This is a genomic window from Flagellimonas nanhaiensis, assembly GCF_003382275.1.
Lineage (GTDB): Bacteria > Bacteroidota > Bacteroidia > Flavobacteriales > Flavobacteriaceae > Flagellimonas > Flagellimonas nanhaiensis.
Genome location: NZ_QTJX01000009.1, coordinates 1 through 18,346, shown reverse-complemented (window position 1 = coordinate 18,346; position 18,346 = coordinate 1). Strand labels below are relative to the sequence as shown.

Genomic DNA, 18,346 nt, shown 5'->3' with positions numbered 1-18,346 from the left:
ATGAGGCTAGGTATTCTTGTTTATTCTTTAACCGGTGGAGGGGCGGAAAGGGTGGTTTCTTACCTTCTTGCCCATTTTCAATCCAAAAATGTTGACACACATCTTATTCTTATGAATGATGGCATCGTGTATGATATTCCAGAAGGGATAAATGTCCACTACATCGAAAGGTCCAAGTCAAATGAGTCAGGGTTGAAAAAACTTTTTAAAATTCCATTATTAGCCTATAGGTATGCTAAACTTTCTAGAAAGCTAGAACTTACCCATTCCTTTAGCCTACTTACCAGACCCAACTACATAAATCTGATTTCCAAATATTTAAATAAAAGAACAAAGAAATTTATAATCAGTGAAAGGGCATTTCCAAGCCTGCAGTACGGATATGGCGGTTTCAAATCCAAAATAAATCGTTTCCTAATCTCAAAACTATACCCGCTTTCGGATTCGGTTATATGCAATTCTCAAGGAAACAAGAATGATCTAATTGAAAGCTTTGGCGTTTCTGATCAGGCAATAACGGTAATCAACAATCCTATTGACTTCAGAAAAATACAGCGTATTGCCCCCATTGAGAATTTCTTCGATAAAAAATTTTTCAACTTAGTGAGCATTGGAAGATTGGATGAAGGTAAAAACCATAAAATGCTGATCAGTGCGGTTGCTAATTTTGATAACGTACGACTATACATTTTGGGAGATGGTGTTCTGCAGTCCGAACTTGAAGAATTAATCAAATCCAAGGGATTAGAAAAACAGGTAATCCTGTTGGGTTTTCAACCTAATCCATATACATATTTGAAAAATGCTGATTTATTCATTTTCGGGTCTAATCATGAAGGGTTTCCCAATGTACTACTGGAAGCTATGGCATGTGGTTTGCCAATTTTATCCACCAACTGTAAATCAGGCCCAAGTGAAATTCTTGAATACAATGGCGAAGAGGTGGATAATTTAATAATAACTAAATACGGAATTTTGGTTCCAGTAAAAGACGAAAAGTTAATGAAGAAGGGTATCGAATATTTTCAATCAAATCATTCATACCATTTAGAGTGTAAAAAAAATATAGCCAAAAGGGTCAAGGATTTTGACACATCCATTATCCTTGATGAATTTGAAAATGCAATTTTCCAAAAATAACGTGCATAATGTGTGGAATAAACGGGTTTATATCCTATATAACAAATAAAAACTCAAAGAATGCTTTAAATGAAATCATTTCGATGAACAATCTTATTTATCATCGAGGTCCTGATGATGATGGGGTATTTGTAGAAAAAAATGAATCCAGCACCATAGCCATGGGCATGCGTCGCTTATCCATCATTGATCTTCATTCAGGTAAACAACCCATTTTCTCTGATGATAAACAATTGGTAATAGTTTTCAATGGTGAAATATATAACTATCTAGAATTAAAGGAAGAGCTCTTAAAAGAAGGTGTAGTCTTTAATACCAATAGCGACACGGAGGTAATCCTTAAGCTTTATGAACGAGATGGTATATCAGCTTTTGAAAGATTAGATGGTATGTTTGCTTTTAGCATTTATGACAAGCGACTTAACAAGGTTTTCATAGCTCGTGATTTTTTCGGAGAAAAACCTCTGTATTACACACAATTTGAGGGGAAATTTAGTTGGGCTTCTGAATTAAAGTCTATCGTAAACAATTTTGGATCCAAACCCAAAATTGACAAAGCGGGATTGAACCTTTACCTTAGGTTAACTTACATTCCGGCTCCTTACAGCATATACGAAGGTATCTTTAAACTCACTCCCTATTCCTATATAGCCTATGACCTGGCGACCAATACTTATTCTGTTGAATCTATTGAAGAGCCACAATATCCAGAAAAAATCAATGCAGATATTGACCTAAACGAAGCAAAGAAAGAAGTCAAAAATCTGGTAAGTCAAAGTGTTACGTCTAGATCTATTTCGGATGTTCCTTTGGGAACTTTTCTGTCTGGAGGGGTAGATTCGTCCATTGTCTCCTTATGCTTGTCGCAATACAAATCTTCACCGATTGAAACTTTCTCAGTCGGATTTAAGAAAAAATCGTACGATGAGACCGATAAATCACAATTGGTGGCAAAATTAATCAAAAGTAACCACCATGAATTTGTGATTGATGATAGAGACATTGAGGAGGACCTTCATCAAATTTTAAATAATTTTGATGAGCCTTTTGCCGACTCTTCTGCACTTCCCACCTATTTAGTTTCAAAAAAAACTAGAGAACATGTAACCGTAGCCTTAACTGGAGATGGTGGGGATGAGGTCTTTGGAGGTTACAATAAATATTACATGGGCAAATTTAATCGAAGATATACCGGTGTTGTACCAAAGCCTATCCATAGCGCCATACAAAATCTAAGTAGGCCATTTTTAAAAGTATCCAACGATAACAGGGGGAAACGATACCGTATAAAAAGATTATTGAATTCCTTTGACTATGACGGCGGGTTTTATTGGGACATAATTTCTTTGGGGTTCACTGGTGGAGAGTTGAACGATTATCTCCTTCCGGAGAACAGGATTATTGAACCCTTTAAACTCTATAAAGATAAAACCGGGATTACGGAACCAAAAAGTTTGACCGATTTTAAGCTGATTGATCGACTTATTAGTCTTGAGGGCGATATGTTGGTAAAAGTTGATCGAACAAGTATGCTTAATTCTTTAGAATGCCGGGCACCTTTTCTCAATAAGGAGCTTTGGAAATTTGTCAATACACTTCCTGAAAACTTTTTATTAAAAGGTTGGAACAAGAAATTTCTACTAAAAGAAGCTTTTAAGGATGAATTCCCTGATGGGTTTTTAGAAAAATCAAAAAGTGGTTTTGGCGCACCTGTGGGTGATTGGCTAAGAAACTCACTCAAAAATGAATTGAAGTATTATATAGACATTAATAAACTTAAAAAACAAGGTATATTCAAAGCTGACTCAATCATAAAACTAGTTGATGACCACTTGTCGGGTAGCGCAGACAATACTTTTAAAGTATGGACGTTCTACTGCTTTCAAAAATGGTACCATGGAATATATAAAACATAACAATGGCCAAACCAAAACTAATAAGAATAACTACCATTCCTTTATCTCTAGGAGGTTTGTTGACAGGACAGCTCAAATTTATGTCCGCCCATTACGACCTTTTGGGTATTGCTTCCTCCGGTTCAGGTAATGGAACCCTTAAAAAAATTGGGAGTGCCGAAGGTATAAGAGTCACTCCTGTTGAAATGACCCGTCAAATAACTCCCCTTAAGGATTTTAGAGCGACATGGCAATTATACAGAATCTTTAGACGAGAAAAACCGTTGATAGTTCATACGCATACTCCCAAAGCAGGCACTTTGGGAATGTTGGCCGCTTACCTAGCAAGGGTTCCCCATAGATTACATACTGTTGCCGGCATGCCCCTTTTGGTGGCTAAAGGCAAAAAAAGAACATTGCTTGATTGGGTGGAAAAAATGACCTACGCTTGTGCCACAAAGGTATATCCCAACTCATTTGGTCTTAAAGATATCATAATCGAGAATAAATATACCAGACCCGAAAAACTTAAGGTTATTGGAAAAGGAAGTTCAAATGGAATAGATACAAAGTACTTTGATAATAACTTATATAGTGAAAAGGACAACCTTGAATTACGCAAATCGATGGGTATTGGGGAGAACGACTATGTCTTTATTTTTGTTGGCAGATTGGTAAAAGATAAAGGTATAAATGAACTTGTTGACGCTTTTAAGCTTCTCGAACAAAAAGGAGCCAAACACTGTAAATTGATTTTGGTGGGTAATTTTGAAAAGGAGCTGGATCCTGTTTTACCAAAAACTGAGAATGAAATCGAATCAAATCCTAATATCATAGCTACTGGATGGCAGCCTGACGTGCGTCCATATTTTGCAATTGCCAATGCCCTTGCTTTCCCTAGCTATCGTGAAGGTTTCCCCAATGTGGTCATGCAAGCTGGTGCTATGGGTTTACCTAGTATAGTCACGGACATCAATGGATGTAACGAAATTGTTTCCCATGAAGAAAATGGATACATAATTCCAGCACAAAGCACACAAGAGTTATACAAATACATGTCCATTTTATACAAAGGTCATTTTGATGGAACTTTAAAATTCAATTCCTTTGATGTTAGAGAACGTATTTGCGCAAGATACGATCGTATGGCATTTTGGGAAGCTTTGCTCAAAGAATACAGCACTTTGAATTGACCGAAGGTCATTGAATATAATTGTACTGGCAAAGAATGCGTAATATTCTAAAAATAACCAGCATTCTTGTATAAAAGAAAATGGTATTTCATTTAAAATCCAGAAATAAATTTCATAAAGTGCCAAGTAATTTTTATTCAACGATATCGTTGAATAACATAACATTGTATATGGGCAGCGACATTAATTTTATTAGTCCTATCCCTTACATAAAGCTAAAATTGTAATAGAAGTAACATCTGAAAAAGAACCGACTAAAATGTACCAAAGCTTTTTTAAAAGATTATTAGATATTTCAATAGCGCTAACCGCATTTCTACTATTATCGCCCATCTTTTTTATGCTAATAGTGTTATTGATGTTTGCCAATAAAGGTAAGCCCTTTTTCTTTCAAGAAAGGGTAGGTAAAAACAATAAACCATTTACCATCATCAAGTTTAAAACCTTGAAAGACCCAAAAAACAAAGGAGGTGAGTTGACCGATCAAGCGGAACGAGTAACAAAACTAGGTGAATTTATTCGGAATAGCTCGTTAGATGAAATACCACAGTTAATCAATGTTTTAAAAGGAGACATGTCAATTGTTGGGCCTAGACCCTTACTCCCTCTCTACCTTCCATTATATAATGATGAACAAGCCAGAAGACATTGCGTCAAACCTGGAATTACTGGTTGGGCGCAAGTAAATGGACGCAATGTGTTAACATGGGAAGAAAAATTTGAACATGACGTATGGTACGTAGACCATTTAGATTTTGTGACCGACGTAAAAATTTTGTTCAAGACCTTCGGAAAAATATTCAAATCCGATGATGTCTATTCTAATGACCAAAAGGATGCCTGGTCGGCGTGGAAAGGAAACAGCTAAAGCAAAAAGATAAAAACTTATGCCTTTACTAATAAGTTTCAAGCAAACACCTTAAAGCTTTACACATTCTCTGTCCATAACGAATCTTTTATCTCTTATTTTTAATGTAAAAGCTGAATTTATAATCCGCTCTATTGACAAAAAAATGAATAAAGCCAACTTTCATCATATCCATTTAAACGTTACAGATATAGAAGCCACCATTGCCTATTATCAAAAGTATTTTGGAGCCAAAAAGATAAGTTATCGTGACAAATCGGAGGCTCTATTTACCGAAAAATCATTTTTCTTGCTAGACCAGGTTGAAAATCAGCCCGAAACCCATCTTGGTTCAAGTCTCTGGCATATTGGATGGTCAGGAGTGGATGGTCAATCCGAATTTGACTGGCGGGTAAAAGAAGGTATTGAAGTCCATACTGGTATCAACCCACTGGGCGATGACCATTGGATGTATTTTTATGGTCCTAACAAAGAAGTCGTTGAAGTGTTTACAGGAAACAAAAATCATTCCTTTGAGCACATTCATCTTTTGGCAGAAAATGTTGATGAAACTATGGATTGGTTCAAAACACATCTTGGTTTGCCTCCAGTAAATGAACTTGCGCTAACTTGGGGAACCGGGTTATTTCAATGGAACGTTCTAAATGTTGGCAACATCAATATTATGGTAAATGGAAGACCCGTTGAAGAAAGGACTTGGTTTCCAAAAAATTTCAAACCAACAGATGGAACCGTGCTGGACCACATCGGATTTTCTTATCAAGAACTTGAACCCGTCTATGAAAGAATCAAATCCCATGGTGTACAAATAGTTCAAGAAATTGCAGTTGACCCTGTTCATGGACTTAAAAGCTTTTTTCTTCGTGGCCCCAACCAATTGCTGATTGAAATAGTGGAGGAGAAACCAATACCAGAAGGTATATGGATTTAACTCCGAAATAAGTACTCCTTCTGTTTTAAATCGCCAAGTTAGTTGCTTTATATCCTTTCAAAACGCACCCGTACTATTATTGCCAATACTTTTTTCTCAAACTGATTGTCTGGTTTTAGAAGTTATTTTTTAACCAAAGATTTCAGTTCATCTATTTCTTTTTGTTGCTTAATAGTGTAGAGGGTTAATTCTTGAATTTTTTGAAGCAATTTTAAGCTCATCTCACCCAGTGACACTCCATCATTTTTTAGTTCTTTGGCACTTGGAATATCTTTTAAATGTCCATTGGCATTAATATAATTTTCAACTTCTTTTAGTGAAGGAATATCGTCCTCTTTATCTGGCATGGAATCCCTAAATTCAGCCTCCACGTTAACTTCTTTGGTTTTGATTTTACCGTTCACAGATAATCTCCATCCATTGGGATCTGGGGTTCCTATTCCCAAATTTCCATTTTCATCAAATATCATTGAGTTAAAAAAACCTGGTTTGTCAGTTTCTTTTCTTGTATTAAAAGTTATGTAGCCATCTGTTTTTTTGATATGCCCACTAATTTGCGCAAACCTTTTATCATCATTGTTTAAACCATCGGAAAGCCACATGATCGAACCTCCATAATCATGCTTATGATTGGCTTTTACAAAAGTTAATATGGGAAGTCCATACCTTCCATCCGGATTACCTGATATTTGAACCAACCTATTGTTTTGATCATTGAATGGACCATATGGTTTTAAATCAGTTCCAGAGTTCCCGATTATTGTATTATTATTAGAATACCAGATTTCACTGTTCTCAATTTGCTTACGGGTCTGAGCATTACTTTCTTTCTTGTTTTCCATAATTATTTATCACTTAAATCTATTTGTTACTTTTTACCAATAATAGAAATGTCATTGATTGATTGATTGATTGATTTAATATTTTGCATTCAAATATACAGAAGTTGCTTCCGCACCATATAGACATTCAGGTGTTTTGTCTAAATATACTTGAAATCGCCTCTTTTATATTTTTTCTGCTTTGTAAAAGCAATAATATTTCTAAAAAAGAAAGACTGTAGAGTCTTCAGAAAGTGTTAAGCTTGAAATGGTTTTGGGTTCTCTCGGTATTAAACTTTATTTTATTTGAAATGCGGGTGAGTCGTCGATTGTTTTGGTCTTTGGCCCAAAAAAAAAAAATATTTCAGTAAGAAATGGTTTTTTTACAAGGAATATTCTTGCCAGTACATTTTTGGCAAGAATTAACCTAATATTTATAATGTTATGACATTTGGTCATGTAAGATTACTTTATTCATTTAAATAAATCACATATATAAACCATAAACCAAAGTAAAAATGAAAGAAGAATATTTAAAAAGTGTTCAAACCATGGATGACATTATAAAAACTTCCTACGCTTGTATAGGTGGTGAACCTGGAGAACCTAGAGACTGGGATTTCTATAGGTTTTTATTTCATCCTGAGGGGAAATTAATCAGTTATGAAAATGATTCAAACGGTAATTTAAGGCCTCAATTTTTGTCATGTAATGAATACATTGAAAGAATTGGAAAATGGATGGAAACAACTCGAAAGACTGGATTTTATGAAAGAGAAATTGGTAGAGTTGAAGAAAGATATGGCAATATCGCCCATGTAATCAGTACTTGTGAGTCCTTCCACAGTAAAGAGGATATGGAAGCCAACAAAAGCTATGTCCGAAATGTTCACAGTATTCAGCTAGCCTATTATCAGGAAAGATGGTGGATTCTTAGTATGTACTGGCAGCGTGCAACTCCTGAATTTCCTATCCCAGAAAAGTATTTGAACCTTTAAAAAATATAAGTTATATTTAAAAGAAGCCAATCAAAATCAGTTCCATATTCATATAAATCCTTTGCAAATATTCAAAAAGATTAAACCATAAATAATCTGCACAATAGAGTGATGGTTCTGTTTAAAAATTAGTTGGGCTACAAATATTGTATATAAGCTCGCTTGGTTTAACAGTAGATTATTCCTCTCACAACTTCCCCCACTGAATAAATGGCAATTCTTAAAAGGAGAATTTAATATTTATGTGATGTATTGATAACATGGTTTATTGGCTAAAAACAAAAAAAGAGTTAATTCTTGCGGATAAATCTAATTAGTTGCCTGTTTACTCATGTATTGAAAAAAAATAGCTTTTTTCTTTGCCAGTCAAATAAATAAACAAGGTGACTAATTAGTTTTCATTTGTATTTAAGCGCTAGCATGAGAAAAATTAATTTAATTGAATATTTCGAAAATACGGTCAGTTCATTTCCGGATAAATTGGCTCTTGTCGACAATACGTCTCAATTATCTTTCGGAGAGCTAAAGTTAAAAGCACAGCTTATAGCGACTAAAATATCTGAAACTACCGAGGCAATAAATAGCCCTGTAGCCATATACCTGCCAAAAACAAATGATGCCATTGCCTCATTTTTAGGAACTTTGTACAGTGGTAATTGCTATACACCTCTGGATCCAAAAAACCCAGTCCCAAGAATTCAGGCTATCTTGAATGCATCAAAACCTTCCTGTATTATAACAAATAATGCGTTTTTACCCAATTTGGAAAAATGTAACCTGGATATTGATATTATAAACCTTGATAAGCTAAATCCCGGAGAAGATATTGACGAAAGCTACAAGTATAAAAATTGCATTGATACCGATCCTGCTTACATTTTGCACACCTCAGGTTCCACAGGCGTACCCAAAGGAGTTGTTATATCTCACTTATCCATTATCGATTATATCAACTGGGTAGCAGAAACCTTTGATATAACCGAAAAAGAAAAAATTGGTAATCAAACCCCATTTATATTTGATATGTCAACCTTGGATATCTATCTGATGATCTTCAAGGGTGCAACGCTCTACATAATTCCTGAACAAAAGTTTATTTTTCCGGCCACATTGCTAGATTACATCAATGAAAACAAAATAAACTTTATCTTCTGGGTACCTGCAGTTTTGGTCAACATTGCAAATCTTAGATTACTTGATACCAATAAAATCCCGACTGTTAAAAAAGTGTTGTTTGGCGGGGAAGTTATGCCTCCAAAACATTTAGGGTATTGGATTAAAAGTTTGGAAAAAAATATTGTTTATGGAAACATGTACGGCCCTACCGAGATAACGGGTACATGCGTTTACCATATCGTGGATGATTCATTCGATGAAAATGAATCCTTACCAATTGGTATACCCTGTAGAAATACCGATGTTTTGGTATTGAACGAAAAGGACGAACTTTGTAAAGTAGGCGAAAAAGGAGAGTTATGCGTACGAGGATCTTCATTGGCGCTTGGATACTGGAACAATTTTGAGAAAACCAATAATGTTTTTGTCCAAAATCCGTTAAACAAGTCAGTGCCTGAAAGAATATATCGGACAGGTGATATAGTATTCTTAAACGAAAAAGGAGAATATATTTATATCGGAAGAAAAGATTTTCAGATCAAACTATCCGGATATAGAATCGATCTTGGAGAAATTGAGCATTATATCTTAAGCGTTTTTGATACAATTAACGCAGGTGTATTCTTCGATAGGGCCAAAGAACAAATCGTACTGATATATGAATCCGAGGAAGAAATACCCGTTAAGGATTTTAGGTTAAAATTAAGTGAGGTTTTATCAAAACATATGATACCTACCCGGTACGTTAAGATGGACGTTTTGCCCAAGTCGACAACGGGAAAAATAGATAGAGCATTATTAAACAAGCAAATCAATAATATTTAGGACATCCGAAGGATGTTCCGATAAGCAATCCTATTTTAGTTTGAAAGAAAAAATTATAACATTCTTGACAGAGATTAGACCAGAATTCGATTTTTCAGAAAGTAGCAATTTTATTGAAGAAGGTATGCTGGATTCATTTGATATAGTGAGTTTGGTAGCTTCTTTGGATGAAGAATTTGGAATTTCAATTGATGGGACCGAAATTTTACCTGAGAATTTCTCAAGCGTTGATGGCATTATCCAATTACTCATTAAAAATGGCGTAGCAGAATGAACCTGAAATTTCAAAATAAGAAAATCACCGGAATTTTAACGGTCTTGCCGGAAAACGAGGTCAATTTCGATGACGAAATTGACAATTATGACTTTTCAAGAGCGCAATCCATGAAGCTAAAATTAATCATGGGATATGGAAAACGGAGGGTAGTTAAAGAAGGTACGACAATATCAGATTTGTGCATTTATGGACTGAATTACCTTTTTGACAATGGATTGCTAAAAAAAGAGGATATTGATGCCATTATATTGGTAACCCAGTCTCCAGATCATTTTGTGCCGGCTACCAGTCATATTATTCAAGGAAAACTTGATTTAAAAAAGGACATTATCTGTTTGGACATCAACCAAGCATGCTCCGGCTATCCAGTGGGTCTAAACCAGGCCTTTATGCAGTTGGAACAGGAAGAGGTGAACAAAGTCGTCGTTTTAAATGCGGATATGATGAGTTGCAAGGTTTCGGCCAAAGATCGAGGGAGTAGACCCCTGACCGGTGATGCTGCTTCAATAACAATAGTAGAAAATGATACTTCAGGAAGTACTATTTATGGTACGGTAAATGCAGATGGCAAAGGTGCCGAAGCCTTAATAATTCCTGCAGGTGGTTTCAAAATGCCATCAACCCCAAAAACGGCTGAACTTGTCACTGATAAAAATGGAAATTCTAGGGCCTTGGACCATTTGGTCATGAAAGGTGATGATGTTTTTAATTTTGTCCAAAGGGAAGTTCCTCCAATGGTAGAACGCCTACTTGACAAAGCAGGTAAGACCAAAGACGATGTGGATTATTTTATGTTCCATCAGCCCAATAAATTTATGCTGAAAAAACTGGCTGATAAAATGGGGATAAGCTATGATAAAATGCCAAACAATATCGTTGAAAATTTTGGTAACTCAAGCGGAGTTTCCATTCCGACCAATATAACCCATAACCTTGGTGAAAAACTCCTAAAAGAGGATTTTCTGATTTGCCTAGCAGGATTTGGGGCCGGATTAAGTTGGAGTTCACTTCTGTTGAATTTAGGATCGCTCGATTTCTGCGAAACAATCGATTATTAAACAGGAAATAAGGACATTGAGTCTATAATAGTGATTCAATAAAAAAAGGAATAACATATTAGCACACAAATTGTAAAACTCCATGGAAGAATTTAAAAATAGTATTGCTGAAATTTTAGAGGTAGATTCGGTTTCCCTCTCTGATGAATTGGAATCATTCGATGCTTGGGATTCCCTTGCTGTGTTATCCATTATTGCACTGTTTGATACCACTTATAATGTGGCGTTGACAGCTGAGGATATTAATAACGCTAAAACTATAAGCGGTTTGCAAGAGTTGATGGAAAACCATCAATAAACCTTACATACAAAATTGAATTAACAAAGCCATCTAATATCATATTTAAAAAAATCCAACCAAGAACAGCATGAGAAAAGTAGTTATTTTAGGCACAGGAGGCGCAGCTTCTGAAGTGACATTTTATATTGAAGACCATAATACCAAGGTTGACCAACAAAATCAAATTACAATTGTGGGATACCTTGATCAAAATGACGATTTATGGAAAAAATATGATTATTCTGCCCCTTGGTTAGGTAGCATAGAATCATATGAACCTGACTCAGAGGTTGAGATATTAATAGCCATTGGAAACGTTTCCGTAAGAAGAAAAATGATTAACATTTTACTTGAAAAAGGATTGACAATTGGAAGTTTTATCCACGAAAGTGTTATCATGCCTAAAAATTTAAATATAGGTGTTGGGAATATTGTTTTTCCTTTTTGCATCTTGGAAAAACATGCTAATATCGGCAATTACAACTTTATTACCTCTTATAGTTTTATAAGTCACGACTGTGAATTGGGAGATAATAATTTTTTCTCTGCTGCGGGCATAGCTGGATCTGTTAAAGTTGGAAATGACAACTACTTTGGCATAAAATCAGTTGTAATTCCTGGTAAAACCATTGGCAATAATAATACTGTTCAAGCTGGTATGGTGGTGGACAAAAACGTGAAAGATGACACTACCATTTTTTATAGGTACAAAGAACAGGTTTTGGCCATTCCTAAAGTTAACTGAGCAACATTACATTTTTAATACTCAATATCTGGTCGTTTTAATATATTTTGGTTTTCTACATGGAACTCTTCAGTAATGCAGAATGTACGTATTTAATTTTTTTAAGGGATTCTTGGCACACTGTTACTTCTAGTAATGTTAGGGAAATAATCTAATATGAACTATGTGATACAGAAAATACAGAGTTATAATCTAATTGCTTTAGATAATTCGAAAATTTAGCTATTTGCATGTATAGAAATGTATTCAAAAGAATCATTGATTTCGTTGGAGCATGTTGTGGGTTCATTGTTTTGTTTCCAATTTTCTTTTTGGTTTACATCATGTTGTTTTTCACCAACAAAAAACAACCTTTTTATCGGCAGCAAAGACCGGGGAAGAACGAAAAAGTGTTCGAGATTATTAAGTTCAAATCCATGAGCGATGCCACGGACGCATCGGGAAAATTACTGCCCGATGCTGAAAGGCTTACACGAATAGGAAATTTCCTAAGAAAAAGCTCGCTTGACGAAATTCCTCAGCTAATCAATGTCATCAAAGGAGATATGAGCTTGGTTGGCCCAAGACCACTCCGCGTACGCTACCTCCCTTTTTATACACAAGAAGAAAAAATAAGACACACCGTTAAACCAGGAATCACAGGTTTAGCCCAGGTATCAGGTAGAAATAAACTGAACTGGGACCAAAAACTGGCTCTAGATGTCGCATATGTAAAAAAACTCAATTTATGGCTTGATTTTGTAATCCTATTAAAAACGGTAAAAAAGATTTTCCACACCGCAGACGATGAAATTGTAGTGGATTTAGAAATGGATGCGCTGGACACTTACAGAATCAATCAAAAAAAATCCAAAATCAATAAAAATAGCCTTGATACAAAGAATAACTGATCAAATCTCCGTTTTTCGGGATGACTTATACCCATACTTGGGAGGAGGAAATAAAGCTAGAAAAATGATGGCCCTAGATGAGATTATTAAAAGCCAAGGAGTCAATGCTATTGTGACCACAGGTGGAATACAGTCCAACCATTGTAGAGCGGTAGCGCTGTATTCAAAAAAAAATAACATAAAGTGCACATTGGTACTCCATGGGGATCAGGAAAGATTGTTTTCGGAATCAGGTAATGCCAAAGTTATTAAGGGAAGTGGAGCTACTATGATATTCAGTAACGCCTGTGAAATTGGCAAAAATATGGATGTGGCACTACGTACTTATCGTGAACAGGGCTACAATCCCTTTTATTTGAATGGAGGAGGGCATACCTTGGAAGGTGGATATTGCTATACCGATGAGTTGGAAAAACTTGTGGATTCTGGCTATGTTCCTGATTATATCTTTCTGGCTTCTGGGTCCGGTACTACTCAAGCTGGCCTTTTAGCAGGAGTAACCAGAAAAGGATTAGACATCAAAGTTATTGGCATTTCTGTGGGAAGAACTACCGAAAAAGCAGAAAACTGCATTCAGGAGTTTTACAAAGAATTGTGCAAAACATATGGTATTGATGGAAAACGAGCAAAGGTAATAGTGGACGATTCCTTTTTATGTGGAGGTTACGAAAAGTATAATAATCAAATAAAGCAAATTGCCGATGATTCAATGGCGAACTATGGTTTTCCACTGGACACAACATATACCGCTAAAGCATTTTATGGGATGCAACAGATCATAGAGAAAAGACATATTACAGGACAGGTACTATTTTGGTATACTGGTGGCATATATAATTATCTGGCTAAATGATAAAAATAATTTCAAATAAGGTTGAATGGGATGAATGGCTTTCCCAAATGGACTACTTGGATTTTTACCACACCTATGATTATCACCAATTGTTCTGCACTCCATCGGAAATGGCCATACTGATCGCCTATGAAAACGGCAATACCCGAATAGGCCTTCCAATGGTCAAAAGAAATTTGGGAAATGGCTACTATGACCTTACCTCTGTTCATGGATACGTTGGCCCTATATATAAAAATGTAGATTGTGACATAGATAATACGAACTTTTCAAAGAAGTTGAAAAACATACTTCAAAAGGAAAAAATAGTCACCGTGTTTTCTAAGCTCAACCCGTACATCCCAATGCAAAACACTATTCTTGAAAATATTGGGCAAACAGAAAATGTTGGGGAATTGGTTTATTTTGACCAAACCGCAAATGACGAAGATCAATGTTCGGCATATAACAGAAATACGCGGCAAATACTTAAAAAATTAAAAAAGACAAGTAAAGTAAAAGTCGGAAATACTGAGTCCGATATTGAAACTTTTATCGCCCACTACCACAAAAGCCTTGATAGACTAAAGGCCAAGCAATTATTTTATTTTGGTGCGCAGTATTTTAAAACACTAGCTGAATCTGACTTCTTTTCATCCGAAGTTCTTTTTACTGTCGATTCTGAAACTGATGAAATTATGGCAGGAGCTTTGTTGATCCAATCAAAAAAAATTGCACACATTGAACTGGCATTCAGCGTTGAAAAATATTTTAAAAGTAGTCCGTTAAGGCTCTTATTCGATGAATGTCGCCAACGTAGTAAAAAAGAAGGTACCACGGTTCTTAATCTTGGAGGCGGAATTGGAGGAAGAGAAGGCTCCCTGATGAAGTTCAAATCCTCTTTCTCCCAAAATTATGCAAAATTTAATGTTTGGAAATATATAGTTGAACCAGACGTTTATAAAAGTATGTTAACCCAAGAACAAAAGGATGCCGACACCAATTTTTTTCCAAAATATCGACTGGAAACAGCTTAACAGATAGGTTATGAATATTCTTTTCACTTGTGCGGGACGTAGAAATTACTTGATAAACTACTTTAAGCAAGCTTTGAATAGCAATGGTAAAGTGATTGCTGTGGACATGCAACTTTCCGCACCTGCCTTAGTTGAGGCTAATGTTGCTCAAAAGGTACCCAGTATTGACGATGGAGAATATATTTCAACTATAGAGAGAATTATTCAAGAAGAGAAGGTCAATGCAATAATTTCGCTTAATGATTTTGAACTTCCCATTCTGGCTCAGAATAAGAAAAGGCTTGAAAAAACAGGGGCCAGACTATTAATCTCTCCAGCAAATGTGATTGATATTTGCTTTGATAAATGGAAAACCTATCACTTTCTACTAGAAAATGAAATCAAAACCCCAAAAACCTACATAAGCCTTGAATCAGCTAAAGAGGCGTTATATAAAAAAGATATTCAACTTCCCTTGGTTGTAAAACCTAGGTGGGGAAGTGCTTCAATAGGCATAGATATTGTTTACACAGAAGAGGAGTTGGAGCTTTCTTTTAGGTTGCAACATCTAAAAGTAAGCCGCTCAATTCCTAAAGATATAAGTGCCCCGGATGCCAAGAACTGCATAGTGATACAAGAGAAAATTCATGGCGAAGAATATGGTGTTGATATCTTGAACAACCTCGATGGTGAATACCATGGTACATTTGTTAGAAAAAAACTTGCTATGCGTTCAGGGGAAACAGACAAAGCCATTTCAGTAATAGATGAAAGGTTCAACACCATCGCAAAAAAAGTCAGTCATGCGACCAAACATGTTGGAAATATGGACTGTGACTTTTTTATAGCTAACGGAGAAGTCTATTTTTTGGAAATGAATCCTCGCTTTGGAGGGGGCTATCCTTTCTCGCATGAAGCAGGGATAAATACACCAGCTCTATATATTGCTTGGCTCAACAACGAAACAGGATTAGACCAATACAATCAGTTCAAACCTGGAATGGCATTTTCAAAATGTGATCGTATATTAAAAATCCCTAAGGAAACAACTATAAAATAATTGGGTTAAACTCTATTTGTTGAACTTTCATTTTACAAAAAATGACACCTGACCAAAGACTTAGACTGATGTTGTTTTGGACTCTTGATTTTCTTAAGGGAAGTCCAATAAAAAACAACATTAAGAATATAGCTTTTCTCAATGAAAACTACGCTTCCGAGCAAGCAAAAATGGAAAGAAGGGAAAATATGTCTCGCTTAATCAATCACGCCTCTTCAACCGTTCCATTCTACAAAAACTTAAATGCAAAGAAATTTTCTGACTTCCCCATAATAAACAAGAACACTGTTCGGGAAAATTTTGAGGATTTTAAGTCTAAACAATATGTGGGCAAGAAATGTGAAGAAGTAGTGACCAGTGGATCAACAGGAACTCCGTTTCGTTTACTCCATGACATGAATAAACGCCATAGACATAGAGCTGACAATTTATATTTTGCAAAAAAGGGAGGGTATGACTTAGGCGACAAGGTTTATTTATTGCGAGCCTCTCATAGTAAAGATGCCAAATCAATAGTTCAGTTTAGGAAGAAGAATATAATTCCTTATGGTATAATGAACTATACAGATACCGAAATGGATAAATTGTTCTCAAAAATAAAAGAGGATAAGAATCACAAGTGTATTGTCTGTTTTGCATCCATGGCCAAAATTATCGGAAATTATTTAGATAAAAATGATGTTGAGCCCTTAAAGGCCAAGATAAAATCAGTAATTACGGATGGAGACTCTTTGGACAATGAAGATAAAGACAAACTTGCGAATTTCTTTCAAATTCCAGTTTTTGCACGTTATGGTAATATGGAATGCGGAATTCTAGGGCAACAAGATGAGCATTCAAAGTACGGTTACTCTCTGAACTGGGCAAGTTACCACTATGAAATATTAGCCCTTACCAAAGACGTTCCTGCCAACAAAGGTGAACTGGGTAGAATTGTGGTAACTGACTTTTTCAATTACTCCATGCCACTGATAAGGTATGACACAGGAGACATGGCCATTTTATCAGAGTCAACACACAATGGTGAAGCCCCTTTTTTTGAAAGACTTGAGGGAAGAACTGTTGACTTAGTCTACAATACAAAAGGTGAAATTCTTTCACCTTACATGGTCGCAACCAAAATGCTGTCATATTTGGAACTTAAGCAATTTCAATTTGCACAGGTTGCCTCAAAACACTATGAATTTAGACTAAATCCTTGGGGTACTTTTACAAGAGAAGAACAACTAAAATCAGAAAGTAGGGAGTATCTTGGGCAAGATGCCAAAATCACAATCAAATATGTTGATGATATTCCTTTGCTTTCTTCGGGAAAAAGAAGACAGGTAGTTAACGAAATAAAAAAGAGGTAACTACCATCTGTATGTAATATAAAATTTAGAAAACAACAACATGGCAATATTACGATTTGTAGAAAATCCAGGACGTATCAAGGGATATTTAAATGATCCTGACAAAAAGCCTCTTTTTCAAGTCATAAAAGAGCTAGTTGTATTAGCGATGTATAAAAAAGAAATGCCATACTATTACTTTTTGCACCTATATAAAAAGGAGGTCAAAAATATAAAGGATTTTCTTAGTACCAAGGAAAGAGCTTTAGTAAGAAAGGACATCGTTAAAAAATATGAGCTTGTTTCTATTTTGCACAATAAGTTAAGTTTTGCGCTCTACTGTGAAATTTATAATCTAAAAACGCCTGAGCCCATTTTATATAGCTTATCTAATAATTATTACTATAATAAAAAGGTGACGACGAATATAAACAACCGTGATTTAGTCATATACATCAGAGATATCCTAAAAAATGAAAGTGTTGATGAGTTGTTTGTAAGACCATTATCCCTTTTTGGAGGAACAGGCTGCTTTAAACTTACCCTGGACAATTTAGAGGCTACTTTGGAAGAGCAACGGGAGAGTTTGCAGAATGGAAACTATCTGTTCACCAAGGTTGTTAAACAGCATCCTGAAATCAACAAGATTCAAGAAAAATCGGTTAACACTATTAGAATGCTTACCCATGTAACTGATGAGGGAAAAATATCAATGTTATCCGCTGTCATGAGATTTGGAGTTGGAGACAGTGTTGTAGATAATAGTTCGGCCGGAGGCTTCTATATTCCAATAAATTTAAAAGAGGGAACCTTAATGTCTAAGGGATGGGCAAAAACCGATTTTGGAGGGGAAAGAATAACGCACCACCCTGATAGTAAATTCAAACTTGAAGGCTTTAAAATACCTTTTTACAAGGAATCTTGTGAAATGGTCATCGAATACACAAAATATATTCCAAATAAATTAATTGGATGGGACGTGGCCATAACTCCGGACGGACCGACAATCATTGAAGCTAACGACAGTCCATACCTAGGACTTTCTGATATTGGTGCCGGGGGTTTATTGA

18 protein-coding genes are annotated in these 18,346 nt (G+C 35.6%); 17 read left to right on the top strand and 1 reads right to left on the bottom strand.

Features of this window, described 5'->3' with window-relative positions; translation table 11 throughout:
* The 5 genes from DX873_RS18460 (at position 1) to DX873_RS18440 (ending at position 6,027) form a co-directional block, all read left to right on the top strand.
* Positions 1–1,140 carry a glycosyltransferase gene (locus DX873_RS18460; protein ID WP_116185979.1) on the top strand — a complete coding sequence of 380 codons (1,140 nt, stop codon included), beginning with the start codon at positions 1–3 and terminating at the stop codon, positions 1,138–1,140.
* Positions 1,141–1,148: 8 nt separating this feature from the next.
* On the top strand, positions 1,149–3,056 hold the full coding sequence (gene asnB / locus DX873_RS18455; protein WP_116185978.1) for an asparagine synthase (glutamine-hydrolyzing): 1,908 nt from the start codon (positions 1,149–1,151) through the stop codon (positions 3,054–3,056).
* A 2-nt stretch (positions 3,057–3,058) separates the two neighbouring features.
* On the top strand, positions 3,059–4,228 hold the full coding sequence (locus DX873_RS18450) for a glycosyltransferase family 4 protein (protein WP_116185977.1): 1,170 nt from the start codon (positions 3,059–3,061) through the stop codon (positions 4,226–4,228).
* Positions 4,229–4,487: 259 nt separating this feature from the next.
* Entirely contained in the window at positions 4,488–5,096 is a 609-nt protein-coding gene (locus DX873_RS18445) for a sugar transferase (RefSeq protein WP_116185976.1), read from the top strand.
* A gap of 145 nt (positions 5,097–5,241) precedes the next feature.
* Entirely contained in the window at positions 5,242–6,027 is a 786-nt protein-coding gene (locus DX873_RS18440) for a VOC family protein (protein WP_116185975.1), read from the top strand.
* Between the two features lie 122 nt (positions 6,028–6,149).
* On the opposite strand, the gene DX873_RS18435 is transcribed toward DX873_RS18440, so the two are convergent.
* Entirely contained in the window at positions 6,150–6,869 is a 720-nt protein-coding gene (locus DX873_RS18435) for a hypothetical protein (RefSeq protein WP_116185974.1), read from the bottom strand.
* A gap of 497 nt (positions 6,870–7,366) precedes the next feature.
* On the opposite strand from DX873_RS18435, the gene DX873_RS18430 reads away from it, so the two are divergent.
* From DX873_RS18430 to DX873_RS18375, 12 genes are all read left to right on the top strand, one after another.
* On the top strand, positions 7,367–7,846 hold the full coding sequence (locus DX873_RS18430) for a hypothetical protein (RefSeq protein ID WP_116185973.1): 480 nt from the start codon (positions 7,367–7,369) through the stop codon (positions 7,844–7,846).
* Between the two features lie 420 nt (positions 7,847–8,266).
* On the top strand, positions 8,267–9,787 hold the full coding sequence (locus tag DX873_RS18425) for an amino acid adenylation domain-containing protein (protein WP_116185972.1): 1,521 nt from the start codon (positions 8,267–8,269) through the stop codon (positions 9,785–9,787).
* A 64-nt stretch (positions 9,788–9,851) separates the two neighbouring features.
* Positions 9,852–10,061, top strand: coding sequence for an acyl carrier protein (locus DX873_RS18420; protein WP_232520983.1), 210 nt, complete (start codon positions 9,852–9,854; stop codon positions 10,059–10,061).
* A complete protein-coding gene (locus tag DX873_RS18415) occupies positions 10,058–11,122 on the top strand; it encodes a 3-oxoacyl-ACP synthase III family protein (RefSeq protein ID WP_116185970.1) in 1,065 nt (354 codons plus the stop codon). Before DX873_RS18420 ends, DX873_RS18415 begins: the two co-directional genes overlap by 4 nt.
* Before the next feature lie 82 nt (positions 11,123–11,204).
* Positions 11,205–11,420 (top strand): phosphopantetheine-binding protein, encoded by a 216-nt coding sequence (locus DX873_RS18410; RefSeq protein ID WP_116185969.1) that lies wholly within the window; start codon positions 11,205–11,207, stop codon positions 11,418–11,420.
* Positions 11,421–11,490: 70 nt separating this feature from the next.
* The gene (locus tag DX873_RS18405) at positions 11,491–12,147 is read left to right on the top strand and encodes an acetyltransferase (RefSeq protein ID WP_116185968.1); all 657 of its coding nucleotides are present in this window, start codon (positions 11,491–11,493) and stop codon (positions 12,145–12,147) included.
* A 230-nt stretch (positions 12,148–12,377) separates the two neighbouring features.
* Positions 12,378–13,037, top strand: a complete 660-nt coding sequence (locus DX873_RS18400; protein ID WP_116185967.1) for a sugar transferase — start codon at positions 12,378–12,380, stop codon at positions 13,035–13,037.
* Positions 13,018–13,890 (top strand): 1-aminocyclopropane-1-carboxylate deaminase/D-cysteine desulfhydrase, encoded by an 873-nt coding sequence (locus DX873_RS18395; RefSeq protein ID WP_181899565.1) that lies wholly within the window; start codon positions 13,018–13,020, stop codon positions 13,888–13,890. Before DX873_RS18400 ends, DX873_RS18395 begins: the two co-directional genes overlap by 20 nt.
* Positions 13,887–14,906: a GNAT family N-acetyltransferase gene (locus DX873_RS18390; RefSeq protein WP_116185965.1), complete on the top strand. Its 1,020-nt coding sequence runs from the start codon at positions 13,887–13,889 to the stop codon at positions 14,904–14,906. The genes DX873_RS18395 and DX873_RS18390 overlap by 4 nt, the downstream gene beginning before the upstream one ends.
* Positions 14,907–14,916: 10 nt before the next feature.
* Positions 14,917–15,945, top strand: coding sequence for an ATP-grasp domain-containing protein (locus tag DX873_RS18385; protein ID WP_116185964.1), 1,029 nt, complete (start codon positions 14,917–14,919; stop codon positions 15,943–15,945).
* 41 nt (positions 15,946–15,986) lie between these two features.
* Complete coding sequence (locus DX873_RS18380) at positions 15,987–17,297, top strand: phenylacetate--CoA ligase family protein (RefSeq protein ID WP_147296695.1); 1,311 nt, start codon at positions 15,987–15,989, stop codon at positions 17,295–17,297.
* A gap of 148 nt (positions 17,298–17,445) precedes the next feature.
* Positions 17,446–18,346: sugar-transfer associated ATP-grasp domain-containing protein (locus DX873_RS18375; protein ID WP_181899564.1), on the top strand; the 901-nt coding region annotated here is incomplete at its 3' end.